General features: G+C 40.9%; 19 protein-coding genes and 1 riboswitch. Of the genes, 8 read left to right on the forward strand and 11 right to left on the reverse strand.

Features of this window, described 5'->3' with window-relative positions:
* Positions 1 to 292: 292 nt before the first annotated feature.
* Both ACLFKQ_RS20265 and ACLFKQ_RS20270 read right to left on the reverse strand, forming a co-directional pair.
* Positions 293 to 562: a hypothetical protein gene (locus ACLFKQ_RS20265; RefSeq protein ID WP_449001779.1), complete on the reverse strand. Its 270-nt coding sequence runs from the start codon at positions 560 to 562 to the stop codon at positions 293 to 295.
* A 176-nt stretch (positions 563 to 738) separates the two neighbouring features.
* Positions 739 to 939 carry an NblA/ycf18 family protein gene (locus ACLFKQ_RS20270; protein ID WP_449001565.1) on the reverse strand — a complete coding sequence of 67 codons (201 nt, stop codon included), beginning with the start codon at positions 937 to 939 and terminating at the stop codon, positions 739 to 741.
* A 509-nt stretch (positions 940 to 1,448) separates the two neighbouring features.
* Between ACLFKQ_RS20270 and ACLFKQ_RS20275 the strand changes: the two genes are divergently transcribed.
* Both ACLFKQ_RS20275 and ACLFKQ_RS20280 read left to right on the forward strand, forming a co-directional pair.
* Positions 1,449 to 1,715 (forward strand): hypothetical protein, encoded by a 267-nt coding sequence (locus ACLFKQ_RS20275; RefSeq protein WP_449001566.1) that lies wholly within the window; start codon positions 1,449 to 1,451, stop codon positions 1,713 to 1,715.
* A gap of 211 nt (positions 1,716 to 1,926) precedes the next feature.
* A complete protein-coding gene (locus ACLFKQ_RS20280) occupies positions 1,927 to 3,039 on the forward strand; it encodes a YcjF family protein (RefSeq protein ID WP_449001567.1) in 1,113 nt (370 codons plus the stop codon).
* A gap of 70 nt (positions 3,040 to 3,109) precedes the next feature.
* Here ACLFKQ_RS20280 and glgA read toward each other — a convergent pair whose 3' ends face one another.
* On the reverse strand, positions 3,110 to 4,585 hold the full coding sequence (gene glgA, locus ACLFKQ_RS20285; RefSeq protein ID WP_449001568.1) for a glycogen synthase GlgA: 1,476 nt from the start codon (positions 4,583 to 4,585) through the stop codon (positions 3,110 to 3,112).
* A gap of 202 nt (positions 4,586 to 4,787) precedes the next feature.
* Positions 4,788 to 5,555: an ATP synthase subunit I gene (locus ACLFKQ_RS20290; RefSeq protein ID WP_449001569.1), complete on the reverse strand. Its 768-nt coding sequence runs from the start codon at positions 5,553 to 5,555 to the stop codon at positions 4,788 to 4,790.
* Between the two features lie 315 nt (positions 5,556 to 5,870).
* Here ACLFKQ_RS20290 and ACLFKQ_RS20295 point away from each other — a divergent pair, with 315 nt between their 5' ends.
* The 4 genes from ACLFKQ_RS20295 to thiC all read left to right on the forward strand — a co-directional run bounded on the left by ACLFKQ_RS20295 (position 5,871) and on the right by thiC (position 10,389).
* Positions 5,871 to 7,058, forward strand: coding sequence for a sigma-70 family RNA polymerase sigma factor (locus ACLFKQ_RS20295; RefSeq protein WP_449001570.1), 1,188 nt, complete (start codon positions 5,871 to 5,873; stop codon positions 7,056 to 7,058).
* Between the two features lie 37 nt (positions 7,059 to 7,095).
* Positions 7,096 to 8,283 carry a DUF1822 family protein gene (locus ACLFKQ_RS20300; RefSeq protein WP_449001571.1) on the forward strand — a complete coding sequence of 396 codons (1,188 nt, stop codon included), beginning with the start codon at positions 7,096 to 7,098 and terminating at the stop codon, positions 8,281 to 8,283.
* Between the two features lie 225 nt (positions 8,284 to 8,508).
* Positions 8,509 to 8,751, forward strand: a complete 243-nt coding sequence (locus ACLFKQ_RS20305) for an RNA recognition motif domain-containing protein (protein ID WP_449001572.1) — start codon at positions 8,509 to 8,511, stop codon at positions 8,749 to 8,751.
* A gap of 150 nt (positions 8,752 to 8,901) precedes the next feature.
* A riboswitch (TPP riboswitch) is annotated at positions 8,902 to 9,000 on the forward strand.
* Between the two features lie 9 nt (positions 9,001 to 9,009).
* Positions 9,010 to 10,389, forward strand: a complete 1,380-nt coding sequence (gene thiC / locus ACLFKQ_RS20310) for a phosphomethylpyrimidine synthase (protein ID WP_449001573.1) — start codon at positions 9,010 to 9,012, stop codon at positions 10,387 to 10,389.
* Positions 10,390 to 10,739: 350 nt separating this feature from the next.
* On the opposite strand, the gene ACLFKQ_RS20315 is transcribed toward thiC, so the two are convergent.
* The 3 genes from ACLFKQ_RS20315 to petB form a co-directional block, all read right to left on the reverse strand.
* On the reverse strand, positions 10,740 to 12,209 hold the full coding sequence (locus ACLFKQ_RS20315; RefSeq protein WP_449001574.1) for a M16 family metallopeptidase: 1,470 nt from the start codon (positions 12,207 to 12,209) through the stop codon (positions 10,740 to 10,742).
* A gap of 260 nt (positions 12,210 to 12,469) precedes the next feature.
* Positions 12,470 to 12,952: a cytochrome b6-f complex subunit IV gene (gene petD, locus ACLFKQ_RS20320; RefSeq protein ID WP_449001575.1), complete on the reverse strand. Its 483-nt coding sequence runs from the start codon at positions 12,950 to 12,952 to the stop codon at positions 12,470 to 12,472.
* 174 nt (positions 12,953 to 13,126) lie between these two features.
* Positions 13,127 to 13,795, reverse strand: coding sequence for a cytochrome b6 (gene petB, locus ACLFKQ_RS20325; RefSeq protein ID WP_449001576.1), 669 nt, complete (start codon positions 13,793 to 13,795; stop codon positions 13,127 to 13,129).
* Between the two features lie 463 nt (positions 13,796 to 14,258).
* Here petB and ctpA point away from each other — a divergent pair, with 463 nt between their 5' ends.
* A complete protein-coding gene (gene ctpA / locus ACLFKQ_RS20330; protein ID WP_449001577.1) occupies positions 14,259 to 15,500 on the forward strand; it encodes a carboxyl-terminal processing protease CtpA in 1,242 nt (413 codons plus the stop codon).
* An 18-nt stretch (positions 15,501 to 15,518) separates the two neighbouring features.
* The gene (locus tag ACLFKQ_RS20335) at positions 15,519 to 15,896 is read left to right on the forward strand and encodes a DUF1499 domain-containing protein (RefSeq protein WP_449001578.1); all 378 of its coding nucleotides are present in this window, start codon (positions 15,519 to 15,521) and stop codon (positions 15,894 to 15,896) included.
* A 76-nt stretch (positions 15,897 to 15,972) separates the two neighbouring features.
* Here ACLFKQ_RS20335 and ACLFKQ_RS20340 read toward each other — a convergent pair whose 3' ends face one another.
* From ACLFKQ_RS20340 to cbiM, 4 genes are read right to left on the reverse strand one after another with little or no spacing between them, the layout of a single operon-like run.
* Entirely contained in the window at positions 15,973 to 17,055 is a 1,083-nt protein-coding gene (locus tag ACLFKQ_RS20340) for a RuBisCO accumulation factor 1 (RefSeq protein ID WP_449001579.1), read from the reverse strand.
* 29 nt (positions 17,056 to 17,084) lie between these two features.
* The gene (locus ACLFKQ_RS20345; RefSeq protein WP_449001580.1) at positions 17,085 to 17,855 is read right to left on the reverse strand and encodes an energy-coupling factor ABC transporter ATP-binding protein; all 771 of its coding nucleotides are present in this window, start codon (positions 17,853 to 17,855) and stop codon (positions 17,085 to 17,087) included.
* 43 nt (positions 17,856 to 17,898) lie between these two features.
* Positions 17,899 to 18,681 (reverse strand): cobalt ECF transporter T component CbiQ, encoded by a 783-nt coding sequence (gene cbiQ / locus ACLFKQ_RS20350; RefSeq protein ID WP_449001581.1) that lies wholly within the window; start codon positions 18,679 to 18,681, stop codon positions 17,899 to 17,901.
* A 22-nt stretch (positions 18,682 to 18,703) separates the two neighbouring features.
* Positions 18,704 to 19,375 (reverse strand): cobalt transporter CbiM, encoded by a 672-nt coding sequence (gene cbiM, locus ACLFKQ_RS20355; RefSeq protein ID WP_449001582.1) that lies wholly within the window; start codon positions 19,373 to 19,375, stop codon positions 18,704 to 18,706.
* Positions 19,376 to 19,409 lie beyond the last annotated feature (34 nt).

A 19,409-nucleotide genomic window follows, 5' to 3' on the forward strand; every position in this document is an offset into this window, starting at 1 on the left:
AAAATAAAACTTAAAGCGACATCAAACCTTTTAGCTAATTGACGCTGAGAAATTTTCTCTTTGTTGTAGACATCAATAATTTTCTGTCTGAAATCGAGTGAATAGGCTTTCATTCCAGTTTCCCTATTAAAATTTTAATAAGTGTATCTCACTGATTTGAGAACCGCTATACTAGATTAGATTTAACATTATATTGTGCCGTATCTTTAACAAAAAAAATCCCCCGAGACTGGTATCGAACAGTCTTAGAGGTGATGGTAGATTAAATTTAAATTATTCTAAGCTTTCTATTTTACCACCACTGGCGATCGCCTTTCTCATCAGTTCTAGCTTGCCGAACCACATCAGAAATTTCCTGTGCATCTTTGACGTGATGGAGTTCTTCTTTTTCTCCATCTTCGGTTTCAACTTCAAAATATGCGGGAGTTTCGACTTTACCGGCAATATCCCAGCTTTCTACTGCTACTTGCTCGGCTTTTTCTTCTTTGCTTTTAGATTCATCGATGATATCCCCTTCATTAGCGGTATCTCTAGTAGTTTTTTCATCGTAGTGATTATCCATATTCATAATTCAAAGTTTTTATCCTTAACTTTTAGACGAAACTACTACCATCGTAAAAAACACAGACATATTTTTTCATCGTCAATTAGTTGTAATTAAAGTCTTGCATTTATATCTCTTTAGATATAAATAAAAACTAAAACTTCAAGTTTTTAACTACCAAGGTCAAGCTTAACTTAGTAATTAGACAGATTTTGCCTCATCAATTCTTTAATAATATTATCCTTGACCATGAGCAACTTAGAAGCTTCCATCAATAAAGATAGAGCCTGTTCGTGAGACATTCTTTCTGCAGACTGCTCGAATAGCTTCATTTGAAACTCTTGCTCTATAGTCAATTGAGTACTATCTGTAAGGTTAAAAAAATCACGATCCATTGGTCTTTCTCCTTGCCCAATCGCCTAGCTCTCGTGCTACGGCAACTTATTAACTAATACAAAACATATATTTAAGATATCTACCAAGTTCGGGTGGAGACTTCTGCCATAAGAAAGATAGTTGTAAATTTATTTTACGAAAACTTGAAAAAATGCACCCAATCATCGTCTGGGTACTAGCGGCTAGGGATAACTTCTCCAAAAATCTGGATAGCTTTAATTAAACTAGTAGTTTTGGCAACAGATAAGTTTATGTTATTTAACAACAGAAATTAATTAACTAAGATCGATAATATAAACGGAAAACCAGCTCGATATGCTGTAAATTTAGAAAATAGGAGTTAACAAATTTACTTCATACGAAAGATGTCATAGTATTTTAGGATAGTTAAGATCGAATTTATAATCAAAATATAATTGAGGTCAAAAACATGATATTGACTAGATTTAAGAGTTTTTTTCAAACATCATTACGTTTTCTAATCGCGGCATTTGTTTGCACTCTACTCGTGTTTTCTAGCGTTTTGCCAGCTCAGGCAATCGATAATAGCAATCCTAGGGAAGGAGAAGCTAATTTAAATAAAATTCAAAAAGAATCAGATGACGTAGCTAAATCTAATCCTCGTGGAATTGAAGAAGTTACCGAAAAAGCCAAAAACAGTCCCAATGCGGTACAAGGTGAAGCAGATAAGGAAAAAATGGTTACTCCCGAAGAAACTAATGCCCCTAGCATAGAAGAAAAAGCAAATAAATTTTTCCAAAATTTAACCAATTAAAGAAATTTAATGAGAAATACATAAGTATCCATAGTATTAGTTCCCGTTCATCAAGGCGAAGCTTGCTTTAACTGGTTAAAAAAGAAAATCATACGCCGATACAATCGTCAAAGAGCGCATTAACGCAATCAAGAAAATCTGTATGTATCGTAGACTTAGGTGAGCAATACTCACCTAATTATTTTTTATGAAGTTTTGATTATGGAGTGTAATGATAGACATAGAATCATCGCCGATAGACAATAAAACAGAAAAACCTTCTCAGAAACATCCTTTAGAACAAGTATTTGAAAATACCTGGAGTTTGGTCGAAACGACGATAGAAACAGCTAGTTCTTTAGGAAACGTTACCGAACAAGCAGCAATAGAGTCTCACAAGTTACTCGAGCTCGCCACCGCGCAAACGGGACAGACTTTAAAAGCTATTGCTGGCAATCCTTTACTTCAAGGAATCGATCGCATTTTTGGTTTAGACTGGCTGATGACTCTACTCGGTCAGGTTAATACTGAAGAAGTAAGAGCTACAGTCGATAGTCTGAGAATCCAATATCCTCAAGAAACAGCTAGTCAAATTGCCCATCGTTTAATCGTTCGCAAAACTTGGCAAGCAGGAAGATTGGGATTGATAACTAATATCATTCCTCCTGTAGCCGCTATCTTACTTGGAGTAGAATTAATTGCTACTACCAAATTACAGTCGAAGATGGTCTACGAAATTGCTGCCGCCTATGGTTTGGAACTAGATGAACCAGCAAGAAGAGGTGAGGTTCTGGCAATTTTTGGCTTATCTCTGGGTGGTAATTTTTTGAAAACTGGCTTGAGTTTGGTAGAAATTATTCCAGGAATCGGTGCAGTCATAGGTGCTTCTAGCGATGCTGCTTTACTCTATGTCTTGGGTAGGACTGCTTGTCGTTTCTATGAAGGCAAATATCAGCCATTTGGTGATGAGGGAACCACTCAAGCTTGGGAAACTCAGACAGCAGCAGATTGGAATTCTGCCCTCGCTCAATCGCAAATCATCAATCGCATTCTCGCCCATATGATTCGAGCCACCTATCCGGAGAATTCTTGGTCGGAAATTCTGCCCAAAATTGACATTTCTCCTGATTCGGTTAAAGAAATTTCAACTAATTTAGAAAATCTCGAGCCTTTTGAATCTTTACTTGCCAAACTCTCTCCTGATTTTGCACCGCTAGCGTTGAGTAGATGCTACGCCATCGCTAGAGCCAACGACGGTGAAATTACCTCCAAACAACAAGCAATTATTGACGCGATCGCGGTGAAATTCGAACTCGATCTCCGACGTTTAGAGGAGACTAACTAAATAACTAACTAAATATATTTAGACAGAGAATTTATTCTCTAGATGCGCGAAAATGAAATAGCCACTCAAATTATTTATAACGAATAAATTCATAAGCATTTTCGTATTGCATCACAGAATGTTGCCAAGAGTAGTCGTATTCCATACCCTGTTGAATTAGCTTTTCAAATTCTTTGGGATATTCATAATACAAACCAATTGCTCTTTCCATAGCCGATTCTAAAGCATGATGGTCGGTTTGGTAGAAAACATAGCCGTTGCGTTTTTCTGGGGCACGATCGAGCTCGTAGTCGCGATCGAACACCGTACTCAGCAAACCGCCGACTCCACGAACGATAGGAACAGTGCCGTACTTCAAGCTAATTAACTGAGTTAGTCCACATGGTTCGAAATTGCTAGGAACCACCATCAAATCTGCACCCGCGTAGATTAAATGTGCTAATTCTTCGTTAAAGCCAATTTCTAAATGAGCGTCGGGATGGTCGTTGAGAAAACGCTTTTCGTGTAGAAACCAATTATTAATGTCTACTGAAGTTCCCGAACCCAAAAGAACGAATTGGGCATCGCGAGCGAGGGCATAGTAAATGGCATGATGTACCAGATGTACGCCTTTTTGATCGTCCAAACGTCCGATATAAGCAACTATTGGTTTAGAAGAATCTTGTAGCAGTAATTTATCCCGCAAAGCTTGTTTATTTTTGGCTTTTCCTGCCAGGTTATCTGGACTATAGGCATAGGGAATCAGATGGTCGGCTTCGGGGTTCCAGGTATTGTAATCTATACCGTTAAGAAAGCCAGAAAATTTGTCCTGATGAATCTCTAAAGTATGACCCAAACCATAGCCTACGTCAGTAAAGCGAGCTTCCCAGGCGTGATGGGGAGAAACGGTATTTACAAAGTTGGAGTAGACCACACCGCCTTTCATAAAGTTAATCGCAAAAGGATTGAAGTTATCTTGCAGGCGATCGTAGTGGAAATAATAGGACTCTCGATTTAGTCCAGTGCCGTGTAAAACTTCAACTCCTGCAACTCCCTGATGTTTGAAGTTATGAATGGTATAACAAACTCGCTGGCATTCCATACCGTAATATTGATACATTTCGTAAAGCATCACGGGAATCAAACCAGTTTGCCAATCGTGACAGTGAATAATGTCTGGTCGTTTGTTACTTTTAAGCAAGAATTCTAAAGCCGCTTTACTGAAGAAAGCAAAGCGCATTGGATCTTCATATCCACCATAGTAGTAACCGCGATCGAAAAAGCGATCGTCACTATGAGGTTGAATAAAGAAACAAAGTCTACCATGTACCCAACCGCAAAATACCGAACAGTGAATTTCGCCACCATACCAAGGAACGAAGAGATCGCGATAGGCATCGTGAAGACCCCAGATATGGTCGTATCTCATGCAGTCATACATGGGTAAAATTAGCTCGACACAATGTCCTTTATTTTCTAATTCTCTACTCAATCCGAATACTACATCTCCCAAACCGCCAGCTTTAATTACGGGAGCACATTCAGAAGCAATCTGTACGACGTACATATTTTATCTCTTGAAAAATCTTTACTTTTAAAATATTTTCCTTAAAATTTTAGTTCAGAAACGTACTTTATTCGGTAAAAACGTTTGACAATTGCTTAAACTTACCTTTTTTCATACAATTCGAGGGAGATAAAATTTATTGCAGTTTCATTTTCCAGGAGATTTTTTTCCTCAAAGCGATCGCGCCTACTAGGGTTGATTATTAATAACTGTCGAGTTCTTTTAAAAAATTTGTTGGTAAACGCAGGGATAGTTTGAGAGATGTAGATTCTTGCCAGGTAGTGGTGTTAATTTCCAGTTGTTCTAAACTATCGATTAAAGCTTGGCGTACTATAGGCACTTGGTTTTGACTCAACATCAAACGGTAATATTCGCTGCAGTGCCGAGAACATTCTGGAGGCAAACCCTTAGTCCGCAGTAAACGTGTTAACTGACGGATAGCAATCAAACGCTTTAATGGCTGGCTATGAGTTAAATCTGCCTCTAGTTTTTCCCATTTATCCTCTCGGTAGCGTTCCTGATTCCCAGCCACAGACCAAACGAGTAACAATAAAGTAATTAAGCTAGCAAAACCCTCTAAAATACAACCCACCGCTAACCAGCGATTCTCTGAATTAGCCCAGATGCAAGCTGCTAAATAAATACCAAAAGCTGCAAAACTTCCGCTACTTACAGCTACAATCAACTTGCGATTCAAGCCACTCAAAACACGCTGCCATCGTGCCCAATGTTGCTGCCAACTTCGAGCTTGTACCAAAAATGCTAGCAGCATCATTCCAATCCCTACCCCTGTAGCCAGAAGCAATTTCCAGTTCCACCACCACATCAGCGCGATCGCCAGCAGACTACCTACCCAACCGCCAGTTTTTTGCCCTTGCTGAAGAGAAATTTTCCAGATGCGGCTTTTATTTCTGGCGACTCCCTGACAAGAGAGCTGAAATAATTCCCACCAAGTTAATGCTTTGGACACGAAAAATTACCAATCACAATCCGAATATAATATACTATCGATCTTTTACTTTTAAACTATTCGAATAAGATTTCAAGCTCCCATTGCTTGGAGCGCGATCGCTTTAAGGTTACTCAAACCAATAAAATAAAATGTTTAAATATGTCGAATATGTCGAAGTTGTTGGTTCGAAGTTGTTGGTTCATTTTGGAGATCGCCACTGTTGGGTGTTCGGGAAAACTGAGAATTGAGTAGGTGGGAAATTTTCGGGCTTACTTTGGAGTTAGGATAAAAGAACTGTAATACTTATATTTTATTTTATTGGTCTATCGCTCGATGCTTCCTCGCCAAGATATAGTTACTATTTTTTCTACTTTCGTTCAGTTTGACTGCGATCGCTTTAACAGTTGGGCAACCGATCCTCGTTTGCGTCGTAGTATGAAACAGCACACGAGCCAAGTAGCTCGAGGTTCAGAAAATTTTTGGGCGTTATATTGGCATAAAATTTGGCAAGAAAGTCCCCAAAGTTTGGCAAAACAGCATTTAACTGCCGGTTTGCAAGAGGTTTGCTATTGGTCAGCACACAAAACTATAACTGGTTTTACTAGTGCTCAATATGGGATTGCCGACTGTTTTCAGCTAGCAATTCTAGAAATCGAACGAGTTCTCAAGGGATTCGATCGCGAGCGCGGATTCAATCTTAAAAGCTATGCTAGTATTACTTTTAGTAATATAATTCGCGAGCTTCTGCGTCAACAACGAGAAATCGATATTTGTTCTGACTGGTCTTTATTGCGCAAACTCAGTCAAAAAAAGCTGAGCGAAGCTTTGGCTAATGCAGGACTAAATGATAAAACTATTGACAGCTACATCTTAGCCTGGAACTGTTTAAAAACTATTTACGTACCACAACAGTCTAACTCGACACGGAAACTACCTAAGCCGCAGCCAGAAACCTGGGAGGCGATCGCCAAACTTTACAATAGCGAGCGACACACCCAATTATCTTCTCTTAGTAACCCCGCCACTCCTGAAAGCATGGAGAAAGCAATGCTAGCCTGTGTTAGAGCAGCTCGTTCCTATTTATTTCCCAACGTCACCTCAATCGATAAACCCAAACCGGGATATGACTCTGGAACCATGGCCGATAGTTTGGTGGGGGAGGTAGATGATTCTCTTTTAACCGAGGCGATTGTCAATGAAGAAGTCGCTCATCGCAGCCAGCAGCAAAAAGAGCTCGATCGAGTTTTAACGGCGAGTATAGAAGCCTTGAATTCGGAGGAACGGGAATTATTAGAACTTTATTATGCTCAGAAATTAAAACAATCTCAGATAGCTAAAAGACTCGATACCCAGCAATACAATATCTCGCGACAACTATCTCGAACCAGAAAAAGCTTACTAAAATCGTTGGCTTGCTGGAGTAAGGATACCATGCATATAACCCTGACCTCGGACGTACTGAAAAACATTAGCTCATTACTAGAAGAATGGTTAGCTACTTACTACAGCAACGACCGATAAACGACAACAATTAAAACAATTAATCAGGTATCCTCTCATGACTGCAACTAATCTTTTTAATCCCGCTCATTTGGTTCTCGAACTGCCAGATTCTACTCGAGAATCTAGTTGGAATCAAACACAAACCGCAGCTACTCCCAGTAGCCGTTGGCAATCTTATTTCAATCGAGTTATTTTGGCGACTTTTTTACCTTGGTTACAGTCAGAGTCAGAAGGGGTTACGGTCAAAGCTTCGATGAGTCAAACTGTTCGAGAAAATATTTGGGAACTAGTCAACGGTACTTCCATTACCTATGGAGATGCCAAACTAGTATTGATTCCTTCTGAAACAGAAGACGTCAGCGAATTTAGAGTTGCCCGAGAATGGCTCGATATTCCTAACTGGGCGGCAGACTATTATTTAGCCGTACAGGTAAACGTAGATGAAGGCTATTTGAGAGTTTGGGGATATACTACCCACGAAAAACTCAAAGATTCTGGAGTTTATAGTAGCAGCGATCGCAGCTATACTCTAACCGAAGAAGAAATGATTGTTGATTTGGATGTACTCTGGGTAGCCCGAGAACTATGTCCCGATGAATCGACTCAAGCAGCAATTGCAGCTTTACCAGAAATTTCCACCGCACGAGCAAATAACTTAATTCAACGTTTGGGCGATCCCAATCAATTATTACCCAGACTGGCAATTCCTTTTGAAACCTGGGCTGCTTTAATTCAAAATTCTAATTGGTGTGGAAGTTTAGTCGCTCGCAGACGCGGCGCAGTTCGAACTATTTCGGTAATGCAGTGGTTGCAAAACGAGGTAGCTAGTTTGTCTGAAGAAGTAACCAGGGTAGCTGAAAACTTGGGTTGGCGACAAATTCAGTTTCAACCCAGTATGGTTGGTGCTAGAGATGCCGCCACCGAAAATAACACCGCATTTGCTCTAGCCAAACAAATTACCGTTGAAGAACGTCCTTACGAACTGAAAATTTTTCCCGTAGTTGAAGAACTAGGAATGTGGCGCTTCGAATTACGCAGTCTCCTCTTAGGCGGTACGATTCCTGCAGGTTTTAAACTCAGACTGCTAACTGAAGATATGCAGGATTTTGCCGATAACGAAGATGTCGCGATCGCAGCCGTAGAACAACTTTACTTAGAAGTAGGCTTGGATGCTGGGGAAGGTTTGATTTGGCAAGTAGAACCAACTCCCGACAACTATCAACCAGAACTATTACGCTTTTAGACTAAAGTTACGGTTGGCTTTCTTACTTTTAGTTAATTTAAGTTTTGTTAAGCGAGTCACATTTGCCTTTTCCAAAGGCTATGATAAATCAGTGAGAATTAAAAGATTAACGATTAAGTTTGCATTTCAGTATTGAGTTTTTCCGCGAAGTATTGAGCTAGTTCTTTTTCCGAGTAATCTTGTCTCTCGAAACACAACAATCAGTGAGAAGGCAATTAGAAATTTATGTCAATTTACGTAGGCAATCTCAACTATGAGATTAACAAAGAAGATCTTAGCGAAGTATTCGCTGAATACGGAGCTGTTAAAAGGGTTCATCTACCGACAGACCGAGAGACTGGTCGCGTCAGAGGTTTTGGCTTTGTAGAATTAGACAGCGAAGCTGCAGAAGACAAAGCAATTGCTACCCTAAACGGTGCAGAATGGATGGGACGGGAATTAAAAGTCAATAAAGCTAGACCCCGCTAAAGTTATTCTTTAAAATCAAGCTAAATTTTGCAACGCTTCTAGAAATCGAGCATATTAACTCTACCGAACTTTTTCTAGGAGTTTTTGTTGTTGCTTGAATATCTTAAGATCCTCATAACAATCCCCTCTCCTAAATAGTGCTAGAATCCTTTAATAAGCTAGGGGTGCCCGATGCTGATAGTGGCTGAGATATACCCTCAGAACCTGATCTGGTTAGAACCAGCGTAAGGGAAGCTGTTTATTGAGGAAAAATATAATATGAGACAAGAATGGGTCGCCAAGCGACGGGGACAAGGTAACGTATCCCAGATGCACTACGCTCGTCAGGGAAAGATCACCGAAGAGATGCATTATGTTGCCAAACGTGAAAATTTAGCTGTAGACTTGATTCGCGATGAAGTGGCACGGGGTAGAATGATTATCCCGGCAAATATCAATCACGTTAACTTAGAGCCGATGTGTATTGGTATCGCTTCTTCTTGCAAAGTAAACGCTAACATTGGTGCTTCTCCTAATTCTTCCGACATCAATGAAGAAGTAGCCAAGTTAAATCTGGCAGTTAAATATGGTGCCGATACCGTGATGGATCTTTCTACTGGTGGAGGTAATCTCGACGAAATTCGCCAAGCAATTATCAATGCTTCTCCTGTACCTATCGGTACGGTACCAATTTATCAAGCTTTAGAAAGCGTACACGGTAGCATTGAAAATCTTACTGCTGAGGATTTTCTCCATATTATTGAAAAGCACGCTCGGCAGGGTGTAGACTACATGACAATTCATGCAGGTATCCTGATTGAGTACTTACCTTTGGTAAGAAATCGCCTAACTGGAATTGTCTCTCGCGGCGGCGGTATTATTGCCAAATGGATGTTGCACCACCACAAGCAAAATCCTCTTTACACCCATTTCGACGATATTATTGAAATCTTTAAAAAATACGATGTTTCTTTTAGTTTAGGCGATTCACTACGTCCGGGCTGTACTCACGATGCTTCTGACGAGGCGCAATTAGCCGAACTAAAAACTTTAGGAGAACTAACCCGTCGCGCGTGGAAACATGACGTACAGGTAATGGTAGAAGGTCCCGGACACGTACCGATGGATCGGATCGAGTTTAACGTCAAAAAACAAATGGAAGAGTGCAGCGAAGCACCTTTTTATGTACTCGGTCCTTTAGTAACCGATATTGCACCAGGTTACGATCATATCACTTCAGCGATCGGGGCGGCAATGGCTGGCTGGTACGGTACGGCAATGCTGTGCTATGTAACTCCTAAAGAACACTTGGGATTACCCAACGCTGAAGATGTCCGCAGTGGCTTAATTGCTTATAAAATTGCGGCTCATGCGGCTGATATTGCCCGTCACCGTCGCGGTGCTAGAGATAGAGATGACGAACTTTCTAAAGCACGTTACAACTTTGACTGGGAACGCCAGTTCGAACTATCTCTAGATCCAGAACGCGCTAGAGAATATCACGACGAAACTCTCCCCGCAGATATCTATAAAACTGCTGAATTTTGCTCGATGTGTGGACCTAAATTCTGTCCGATGCAGACCAAAGTTGATGCGGATGCTCTAACTGAATTAGAGAAGTTTTTGGCGAAAGAAAGCGAAACTGTAGCTCAAAGTTAATCAATCTAAGTAAGTTTGTTATTTCTTCGAACGCTGCATAGTTGTCTGGCTTGCAGCTTTTATTTTTTTCTGAGAGTTTAGCATTAATCCATCCGAATTAGAACTAGTCCGCAAACAGATGCACTTTCACACCTACTACGATCGCAAGAGAAAGTTAAAGATTGGTATAACTTGTCCATATGAGGGAGCACCGTTCTCAGTAGGATTTATAGTAAGTGGATTTATAGTAAGTATTATAGAGCTTAAAGTTTGGAGTAAATACAGAGTAATAGTCAGATATCAGCATAAAACCCAACACAAAAATATCGCAAGGGCGTTTTGCGAAACTCCCCCACGAGAACGAACTACTATTAAGATTGTTGGGGTATAGAAATATCTAGAGTTTCTATATCTTTATTTAAACTGGTAAGTGGTGGCTCGATCGCTTGAGAGTTACCGACAACTAAAGTAACTATTTTCTCTGGTTGCAAATGTTTTCGGGCGACTCGTTGAATATCGGCAACTGTGGTATTTTTAACCCCATTTTGATACTGAAAAATAAAGTCTTCTGGATAACCGAAATATTCGTAACGCATCAGACGGGATAGAGTTGCATCGGGAGTTTGAAAATTAAACACGAAAGAATTGAGGATTGATTCTTTAGCATTAGCCAAATCCGCTTCGGTGATGGGAGTCGTACGTAGCTGTTCGATTTCGCCTAAAATTGACTGAATAAAAGGTACGGTCGTGTTGGATTGAGTTTGTCCTCCCGCGATAAAGGTACCGTCATAGTCATAGTTGGGACTCCAATAAGCATAGACACTGTAAGCTAGTCCCTGACGCGATCGCACTTCATTAAATAAGCGTCCGCTAAAACCATTTAATACTCCATTTAAAACGCTGAGAGTGGGATAATCGGGATTGTTAAATTTACCGCCTAAGTGACCGATTAGGACGTTGCTTTGGGTCAGTTGAGGGCGATCGACCAAAAATAAACCGTCACTGTATGCCTGAGTTGCAGTGGGAATGTTTAGCGGTGCCGACGTAGAGTTCGGGTTCCAATCTCCAAAAGCCTCTGCAATTCGGGCTTTCATTGCTTCAGAGTCAAAATCACCGACAATACCTAAAATAATGTCCTCGGGACGAATATATTGCCGATAAAAATTAACTACGTCCTCACGAGTAATATTATTTAGCGTTTCATATTCAACGGTACGAGCATAAGGACTGTTCGCGCCATAAATTAATTTATCAAATTCTCGTTCGGCAATATCTCCAGGATTGTCATTGCGCCGAGCGATCTCACCTTTGGCTTGAGCGATTGCCAAATCAAACTTAGCGGGAGCAAATGCAGGTTGACGAATTACTTCGGCGAATAGTTGAAATACCGTATCTAAATCTTCAGTTAAGCTGTTAAAGCTGGCACTACCCGAAGCCTTACCAATTCCCGTTTCGATGCTTGCTGCGTTCTGTTCCAAAAGCGAGTTTAATTTTTCTGCCGGATGATTTTCCGTACCACCGCTACGCATCAAGGTACCAGTTATTGATGCCAACCCTACCTTATCTGCGGGTTCGTAACGCGAACCCGTATCGATGGTTGCCATCCCCCGAACTAGAGGTAAATCGCGATCTTCAAGCAGATAGACAATCGTCCCGTTATCCAACTCATAACGTTCGTATTCTGGGAGTTCGACTTGGGGAAGTGGAGGAAATTCTAATTCTGTATAGTCTTTTGGCTGTAATTGGGCGATCGCCGTTTGACGCAGCCCAAAAACTACTAAACTGGCGATCGCGAATAAAGTCAGCCAGCCGATAATTTTTTTAATTTGTTTGGTCTTCATTCTTTATAGACAGCAGTTAAACATACGCAATCATTTGTCCTCATTTTGGCAAAAAAATTGCAGTCTTAAGTACTAAATGAAATTACCTTTCGTTGCTTGCTTTTAAGCAGAACGGATGATTTTTAGAGTTAAACATAAAACCAATCGATCTAAATCTTCACAAAAACTAACGCTTGCGATCGCTTTAATTCAATTCCATGAGATCGAACTAAAGTAAAGCGCAAGCGTTGCGTCTTTAAAAACTCACGATTTCGATAAGCTTAGAATAAACCAAGAGTTAAAGACTCGTCGATGGGATAAGTAGCACCAATTCCCAACCAGATAGTTACTAAAGTACCGAATAAAAATACGGTAGTAGCAACGGGACGGCGAAATGGATTTTGAAACTTATTAACGTTTTCAATAAAAGGAACCAACATTAAACCTAGAGGAATAGCACCTTGTGCGGCAATTCCTAAAAGTTTGTTAGGTAACACCCTTAAAATTTGGAATACGGGGTATAAATACCATTCAGGTAGAATTTCTAAGGGAGTAGCAAAAGGATTGGCAGGTTCGCCAATTATTGCCGGATCTAGTACGGCTAGAGTGACTAGCAAACCAATAGTTCCCAAGATAACAATCGGGAAAGTATAGAGTAAGTCATTAGGCCATGCAGGTTCGCCATAATAGTTATGACCCATGCCCTTTGCCAATTTGGCGCGTAATGCAGGGTCTGTTAGGTCAGGCTTTTTTAAAGTAGACATTGTTTTCTCCTTTATATACTGAGAATCAGCAGCAATTTAACTTAGTTGAGTCATGCTGTCTGATTCGGTCGAGATCGTAAGTTGAGGGAGAATTATACTAATTCTCTGGTGTAATTTTCTCCCAAGGTGCAAAAAGACGACAAGCGATTAACTTATCGCCAAGTTAAATGTAATTTACAAAGGTCCAGAAATACCTTGTTTGCGAATCATCAAAAAGTGCAGCAACATGAATACTGCAATCAACCAAGGTAAAACGAAGGTGTGGAGGCTGTAGAAGCGAGTTAGGGTCGCTTGACCGACACTAGCACCACCTCTTAAGAGTTCTACCATCTGATCGCCAACAACGGGAATTGCTGCGGGTACGCCAGAAACGATTTTTACTGCCCAGTAACCAATTTGATCCCAAGGAAGAGAATAACCAGTAACGCCAAAGGTAACGGTGATTACTGCCAAGATCACTCCAGTGATCCAGGTTAATTCCCGTGGTTTTTTAAAACCACCAGTCAGATAAACTCGAAAAGTATGGAGGATCATCATTAGAACCATCATACTAGCAGACCAGCGATGAATGGAACGAATCAACCAGCCAAAGTTTACTTCATTCATCAGGTACTGTACTGAAGCAAAAGCCTCGGTTACAGTGGGTTTATAGTAAAAAGTCATGCAAAATCCAGTAGCAAACTGGACGAGGAAGCAAACGAGAGTAATCCCACCGAGGCAATAGAAAATATTAACATGGGGTGGTACGTATTTACTGGTTACGTCATCAGAAATCGCCTGAATTTCTAGGCGTTCTTCAAACCACTTAAAAGGCTTTGAGTCAGTTACTTGTTTAGAAAACATGAAGGTTGTCTAATTAGCTATCAAAAAATAGTTATGGATCGTTTATCGAATTAGCTTATCAAAGTCATCTAGACTTTGAGCGATCGCAGCATTTATCGTTTGAGAGCAAACTAAGCTGCGACTTGAGGCTAAATTATAGATTCATTAGTACGTCAAGGCTTTGTGCCTCAGAGGCGTTAGCAGATTCGTACTAAAGTACTAACAGTATAGGTTTGTTGCTTGAGTCCGCAGAGGAACTAGAGCCATCAAGGCAAATGTTTTATATTAAAAATTTAACATAGCTTTACGCTGTGATGTCTTTTTCTCAGAAGGTATTAGTAAGATTTTCACGGTTTTGTCGCTCCCTCTTTCACCAAAACTATATATATCTTAGCTCTCATCTCGATTCGCTAACTGGTAACAATCGAGCCAGAATCGTTAAATTAAACTTAAACTAATAAAATAAACAAAATTTTATTATCTCATGGTAAAAAAAGCTTTCTGGATCGCATTGCTGGTATGTGTTTATCTATCATCTTCTTTCATTTGGTTCGTTCCGGAAGCGCGGGCCTTCACTGAAGAACAAAAGCTACTATTGCAATCGTGGAGAATTGTCAACCAAGCTTATTTAGATGTCACCTTCAATCAGCAAAACTGGTGGTTAATGCGTCAAGAATTCGTCAAAAAACCACTGCACGATCGCACCGAAACTTATGCAGCGATCGAAGAAATGCTGTCCAGTCTCGACGATCCCTTTACTAGACTACTCAGACCCGAACAGTATCGCAGTTTACAGGTAAATACTTCTGGCGAACTATCGGGAGTAGGACTGCAAATCAATCTCGACCCAGAAACCAAACTAATTGAGGTAGTAACTCCTCTAGCAGGTTCTCCTGCCGAAGGCGCGGGAATTAAGCCCAAAGACCGCATCCTAGAAATTGACGGCGTTAGTACCAAAACCCTTACTTTAGACGAAGCCGCAGCTAAAATGCGCGGGCAAATAGGAACTGAAGTTTCACTGAGGGTAAAGTCAAATCCAGAACGGGAAGATCGAGTGCGGACGGTAAAAATAATTCGCGATCGCATTTCACTCAATCCAGTTTATATCACTCTAGACAACCATAACGACATGGCAATCGGTTACGTGCGCCTCAATCAATTTAGTGCCAATGCTGCCAAAGAAATCGCTCACGGAGTCAGCCAGCTAGAACGACAGGGTGCAGAAGCCTACGTACTCGATCTGCGCAATAATCCTGGCGGTTTACTACAGGCAGGAGTAGAAATTGCCAGAATGTGGTTAGAAAATAGCACCATTGTTTATACAGTCAATCGTCAGGGAACTCTAGGCAGCTTTGAAGCAGATGGAGCAATTTTGACTAGAGATCCTTTAGTTGTTTTAGTTAACCAAGGTAGTGCTAGTGCCAGCGAAATTTTAGCAGGGGCGCTGCAAGATAATGACCGAGCCATGTTAGTGGGGGAAAAAACTTTTGGCAAAGGTTTGATTCAGTCTTTGTTCGAACTACCAGACGGCGCAGGATTAGCGGTAACGGTGGCAAAATACGAAACCCCCAATCATAAAGACATTAACAAACAGGGAATTATGCCAGATTGGGTTGTGGCTCAAGACCCGATTAGTTTTACCCAAATTGGTACGGAAGCAGATTTACAATATCAAAAAGCAATTGAGTTATTAACCGACCAAACTGCGATCGCCAATGCAGCATAAGGAGGAAAGACTAAATTAATGTTTAACTTTACAGGAAAAAAACCCAATAACTTAGGAGTAAACAACGGCAAATTAGCGCCTTGTCCTGGCACTCCCAATTGCGTCAACAGTCAAAGCGACGATCCTCAGGCAAAAATCGAGCCTCTACCAGCAGTGTCCATAGCTGAAATTAAACGAGTTGTCGAAGGTATGGAAAGGACGACCATCATCGAGGAAACTCCCAACTATCTATATGCCGAATTTAAAAGCAAATTAATGGGGTTCGTCGATGATGTCGAATTCTATCGCGATGAAACTACTAATGTCGTCCACGTCCGTTCGGCTTCCCGTTTGGGTCAGTCGGATTTAGGAGTAAATCGCCAGCGAGTTGAAGCTATTAGGACTAAGTTGTTGTAAGTATAGGCAGGAAAATAATTAATCTACTTAATTTTTCCTGTGCCTCTTTCCTAGCGCTACTCCCGATCCTGCTTTTCTAGTCATCCATTTGCCAGGGTTCGATAATATTATTCTCATCGAGAATTTTTTTCGGTCGCAGCACCAAAACTAGCTGAGCGATTATCGAGTCAGGATTATTGGGAGTAGATTCTAACCACTGCAATTCTAGTTTGCCGTCAACCTCGACGAGAAAGTAACTGTTAATATCCCATTCACGGCTAGCGCGATCGACAATCACTAGTACCTGCTCGACTTTGCCCGCGATAGACTTGGGTAGATGATCGCTAGAACATAAATAACTTACAGGGTCATGGGCTTTTAAGACTGCTTGCCAACCGGGAACGGGAACGTAAGTACCTCCAGTCACCTGAATTTTGGCAAATGGCTCTTGAATTTTTACCGAATCTGCTGTCTCAATTGCTTGACGAGTAAGAGGATAAGTGCCCACTAAAGGGACGATGCGTGGTAATTCTTCTTCTAGTTCCAGGCGATAGAGAGGTAGTAAAGGAGCAGTGGCAGTGGAAACTACGGTAAAATCGCTCAATAACTTTTCTATTGCTGTCCTAGCACTGGGAGAATGGGCAAATTTTAAACCTTTAGCAATTAAACGCGATCGCTCCTGCAAATCTTTTTTCTGACGCGTTCGCTTCCAACTCAAGTAAGCTACCAAATCTCCGGGATGATTGGTAAACGCCTCAGGAATCTGGGATAGACGAGATACATCTTGAATAGTTTTGGCTACCTGATGGGCTTCATCTACATCTAGCTGTTTGTCGTGGGCAAGTCGACTTGCTGCGACTCTCTGTTCTTGGTTGAGGACGCGGAACTCATATAGAATGTCACTTCTCGGACCTCGAAAATAAGCTAAGACTGGTTCTTCCACTTCCGACTTAACCAGAGTATCGTAAACCTGAGCCGCAACTATAACCAAGTTTTGCTGGCTGGCTTGAAATCCTGTTGCTTCAAAAATTTTTTGAGGGCTATATCCCGATTTTTGAAGGGTTTGACAGTTTTTGCCCCAGTTTATCCAATTACCTTCTTTCTCCAATAGCGAGCGCATTAATTCTCGGGCTGCTGCTTCATTAAGCTCTACCCGTTCGTTTGGCGGTAAATTAGTCATTCTCTTGTTACTTTCGGTTCTCTACTCTTTTATTCTCGATGATAATGTGTCAGAGAATGGGGAACTTCCAAACCATTTGCTTCCATTAGCGATTTGTTTCTCATAATTTCCCTGGGAATTCCATCGGCGATAATCCGTCCTTGATTGAGTAAAATTACGCGATCGCATACTTCCAAAATTAATTCTAGGTCGTGAGAAGCTACGATAACCGTTTCCCGAGAATTCTGTAAAAATTCGATCAATCTCCTTCTGGCTCTAAGATCTAAGTTGGCACTGGGTTCGTCGTAGAGAATAATTTGGGGTAACATAGCAATTACTGCAGCGATCGCTACCATACATTTTTCACCACCAGAAAGATGATGGGGAATGCGATCGATTAAGTGAGATACCCCGGTTAATCTCAGTACCTCATCAATACGTCTGTCGATTTCGGCAGCAGACAAGCCAAGATTTTCTAATCCAAAAGCAATATCATCTCTTACTGTGGGACAAAATAACTGATCGTCGGGATTTTGAAATACCAAACCGATTTCTGGGTTGAACTGTCCTGGCTGTACTTGGCGATCGAATAGTTCGATCGTTCCGTGAGTAGGATTGAGAATACCGCAAATTGCCAAAAATAAACTAGTTTTTCCCGCACCATTAGCACCGATTGCCCCTACAGTTTCTCCCTTAGTTATTTGTAAATTTATCTCGGTTAAAATTTTCCGTTCTTTACTGTAGCTAAAACCTAAATTATCTATGGAAATAGCCATAGACTTAAGAGATGGTACGGGAGCAGTTTTAATTAAGTCTTTCATTTAGTTACTTAAGGCTAATTTTTACGGTGATTATCTTTATCTATTAGCTACTTAGAAATACAGACATTGCTATAAAAAATATAGCAGTAGCCAGAGCGATTATCGTCGCCCAAAAGCTATAGTAATCGTCGATAATATTGCTCGATTTTTGTGGGACGACCGCTGTTTTAGAATTACCATAACCCCTGAGAATCATTGCTTGATAAACTCGTTGAGAACGTTCGTAACTTCTAATTAAAATACTCCCAGTTAGTTGGGCAAAAATTCTCAGGTTGCGGCTACTAAACTGTCGCGGCTGAAAACCTCTTAATTTCATCGCGCGCTGCATAGTAGTTAACATCTCTCCCAGTTCTTCTAAATAACGGTAGGCGAGTAATGTCATATCAACTATAGTTTTCGATAAACCTAGCGATCGTGCTGCTTTTATCGTATCTAAAAATGGTGCGGTACCAAACAGTACGATGCTAATAGTTAGAATACAAAAAAAGCGTACCGAAATTATTAAGGCATCCCGAGTTCCTTCTTCTCTAATTACTAAGTATCCCCAACGAAAAAGCACCGTATCGCCAGCCAGGAAAGGCAGTAAAATGATTACCGCTAAAATAAACAAGCCAGGATAGCGCAAGCGAGATAGTAAAAAAGATAATGGTAAGTTGGAAAGCTGAAAAATAATCCAGGTTACGATTAGTGCTGCCGGTAACAAGATCGGCTGCTGGATAAACGCAAAAGCAAAGATCAACCCAAACAAACCCACCAGTTTATAACTTTGCTTCCAGCGATGCAAAGGAGATTTTAAATAGGCATAGCGATCGAGAACTAATTTCATTGATTATTTATATTTAAGTCATTTATTTATGTATCGAGTGACTATTATCATACTCCTGGGTTTCGATTAATTCGGGTTTAACTCGTTCGAGAAAAGAAATTAACATGAGAGTAAATGTGCCTTCGATCGCTGCTTGAATCCCATAGCCAGTTAGAGACAAAAGAATTGCCTTTTTTTCGGTATCCGCATCTATATCTGGAGAAATAGTAGTAATTAATAAAATCGCAAACATACTGGCAGACAATAACACGGCTCCCGCACCCGCACCGAAAGACAAAACTGCCGTCAACAATCGTTTATTACCTCGCAAGTGATGGCGCAAACGGAATAAATAATAGGCAAGAATTGCCGGCAGACCCATAATTATCGCGTTCAAGCCTAAAGTCGATAAGCCGCCGTGCTGGAACATTACTGCCTGGAAAAATAAACTAATTAAAATGGCGGGAAAGGCATAGTAACCCAAGATCGCGCCGACTGTACCATTGAGAACTAGATGGATGCTGCTCGGGGGTACGGGAATGTGAATTAAAGAAGCCACAAAGAAAGCTGCCGTTAGCAAAGAGGCTTTGGGAATGTTAGCTTGAGTGTGGCGATCGCGCTTAATCTGTCGCAAGCAGTACCAAGTAATACCGCCAGAAATCCCGTAACCAGCCAGACAAATAGTGGGAGGAACAAAACCGTCAGGAATGTGCATCAGGAAAGAAAGTAGGAAATGGGAAGCAAAGGGC

Source organism: Myxosarcina sp. GI1(2024), assembly GCF_053543375.1.

Coding starts and splice junctions, on each gene's coding strand:
- ACLFKQ_RS20265 (WP_449001779.1), bottom strand. CDS start 562: ATGGATAATCACTACGATGAAAAAACTACTAGAGATACCGCTAATGAA.
- ACLFKQ_RS20270 (WP_449001565.1), bottom strand. CDS start 939: ATGGATCGTGATTTTTTTAACCTTACAGATAGTACTCAATTGACTATA.
- ACLFKQ_RS20280 (WP_449001567.1), top strand. CDS start 1,927: ATGATAGACATAGAATCATCGCCGATAGACAATAAAACAGAAAAACCT.
- glgA (WP_449001568.1), bottom strand. CDS start 4,585: ATGTACGTCGTACAGATTGCTTCTGAATGTGCTCCCGTAATTAAAGCT.
- ACLFKQ_RS20295 (WP_449001570.1), top strand. CDS start 5,871: ATGCTTCCTCGCCAAGATATAGTTACTATTTTTTCTACTTTCGTTCAG.
- ACLFKQ_RS20300 (WP_449001571.1), top strand. CDS start 7,096: ATGACTGCAACTAATCTTTTTAATCCCGCTCATTTGGTTCTCGAACTG.
- ACLFKQ_RS20305 (WP_449001572.1), top strand. CDS start 8,509: ATGTCAATTTACGTAGGCAATCTCAACTATGAGATTAACAAAGAAGAT.
- thiC (WP_449001573.1), top strand. CDS start 9,010: ATGAGACAAGAATGGGTCGCCAAGCGACGGGGACAAGGTAACGTATCC.
- ACLFKQ_RS20315 (WP_449001574.1), bottom strand. CDS start 12,209: ATGAAGACCAAACAAATTAAAAAAATTATCGGCTGGCTGACTTTATTC.
- petD (WP_449001575.1), bottom strand. CDS start 12,952: ATGTCTACTTTAAAAAAGCCTGACCTAACAGACCCTGCATTACGCGCC.
- petB (WP_449001576.1), bottom strand. CDS start 13,795: ATGTTTTCTAAACAAGTAACTGACTCAAAGCCTTTTAAGTGGTTTGAA.
- ctpA (WP_449001577.1), top strand. CDS start 14,259: ATGGTAAAAAAAGCTTTCTGGATCGCATTGCTGGTATGTGTTTATCTA.
- ACLFKQ_RS20335 (WP_449001578.1), top strand. CDS start 15,519: ATGTTTAACTTTACAGGAAAAAAACCCAATAACTTAGGAGTAAACAAC.
- ACLFKQ_RS20340 (WP_449001579.1), bottom strand. CDS start 17,055: ATGACTAATTTACCGCCAAACGAACGGGTAGAGCTTAATGAAGCAGCA.
- ACLFKQ_RS20345 (WP_449001580.1), bottom strand. CDS start 17,855: ATGAAAGACTTAATTAAAACTGCTCCCGTACCATCTCTTAAGTCTATG.
- cbiQ (WP_449001581.1), bottom strand. CDS start 18,681: ATGAAATTAGTTCTCGATCGCTATGCCTATTTAAAATCTCCTTTGCAT.
- cbiM (WP_449001582.1), bottom strand. CDS start 19,375: ATGCACATTCCTGACGGTTTTGTTCCTCCCACTATTTGTCTGGCTGGT.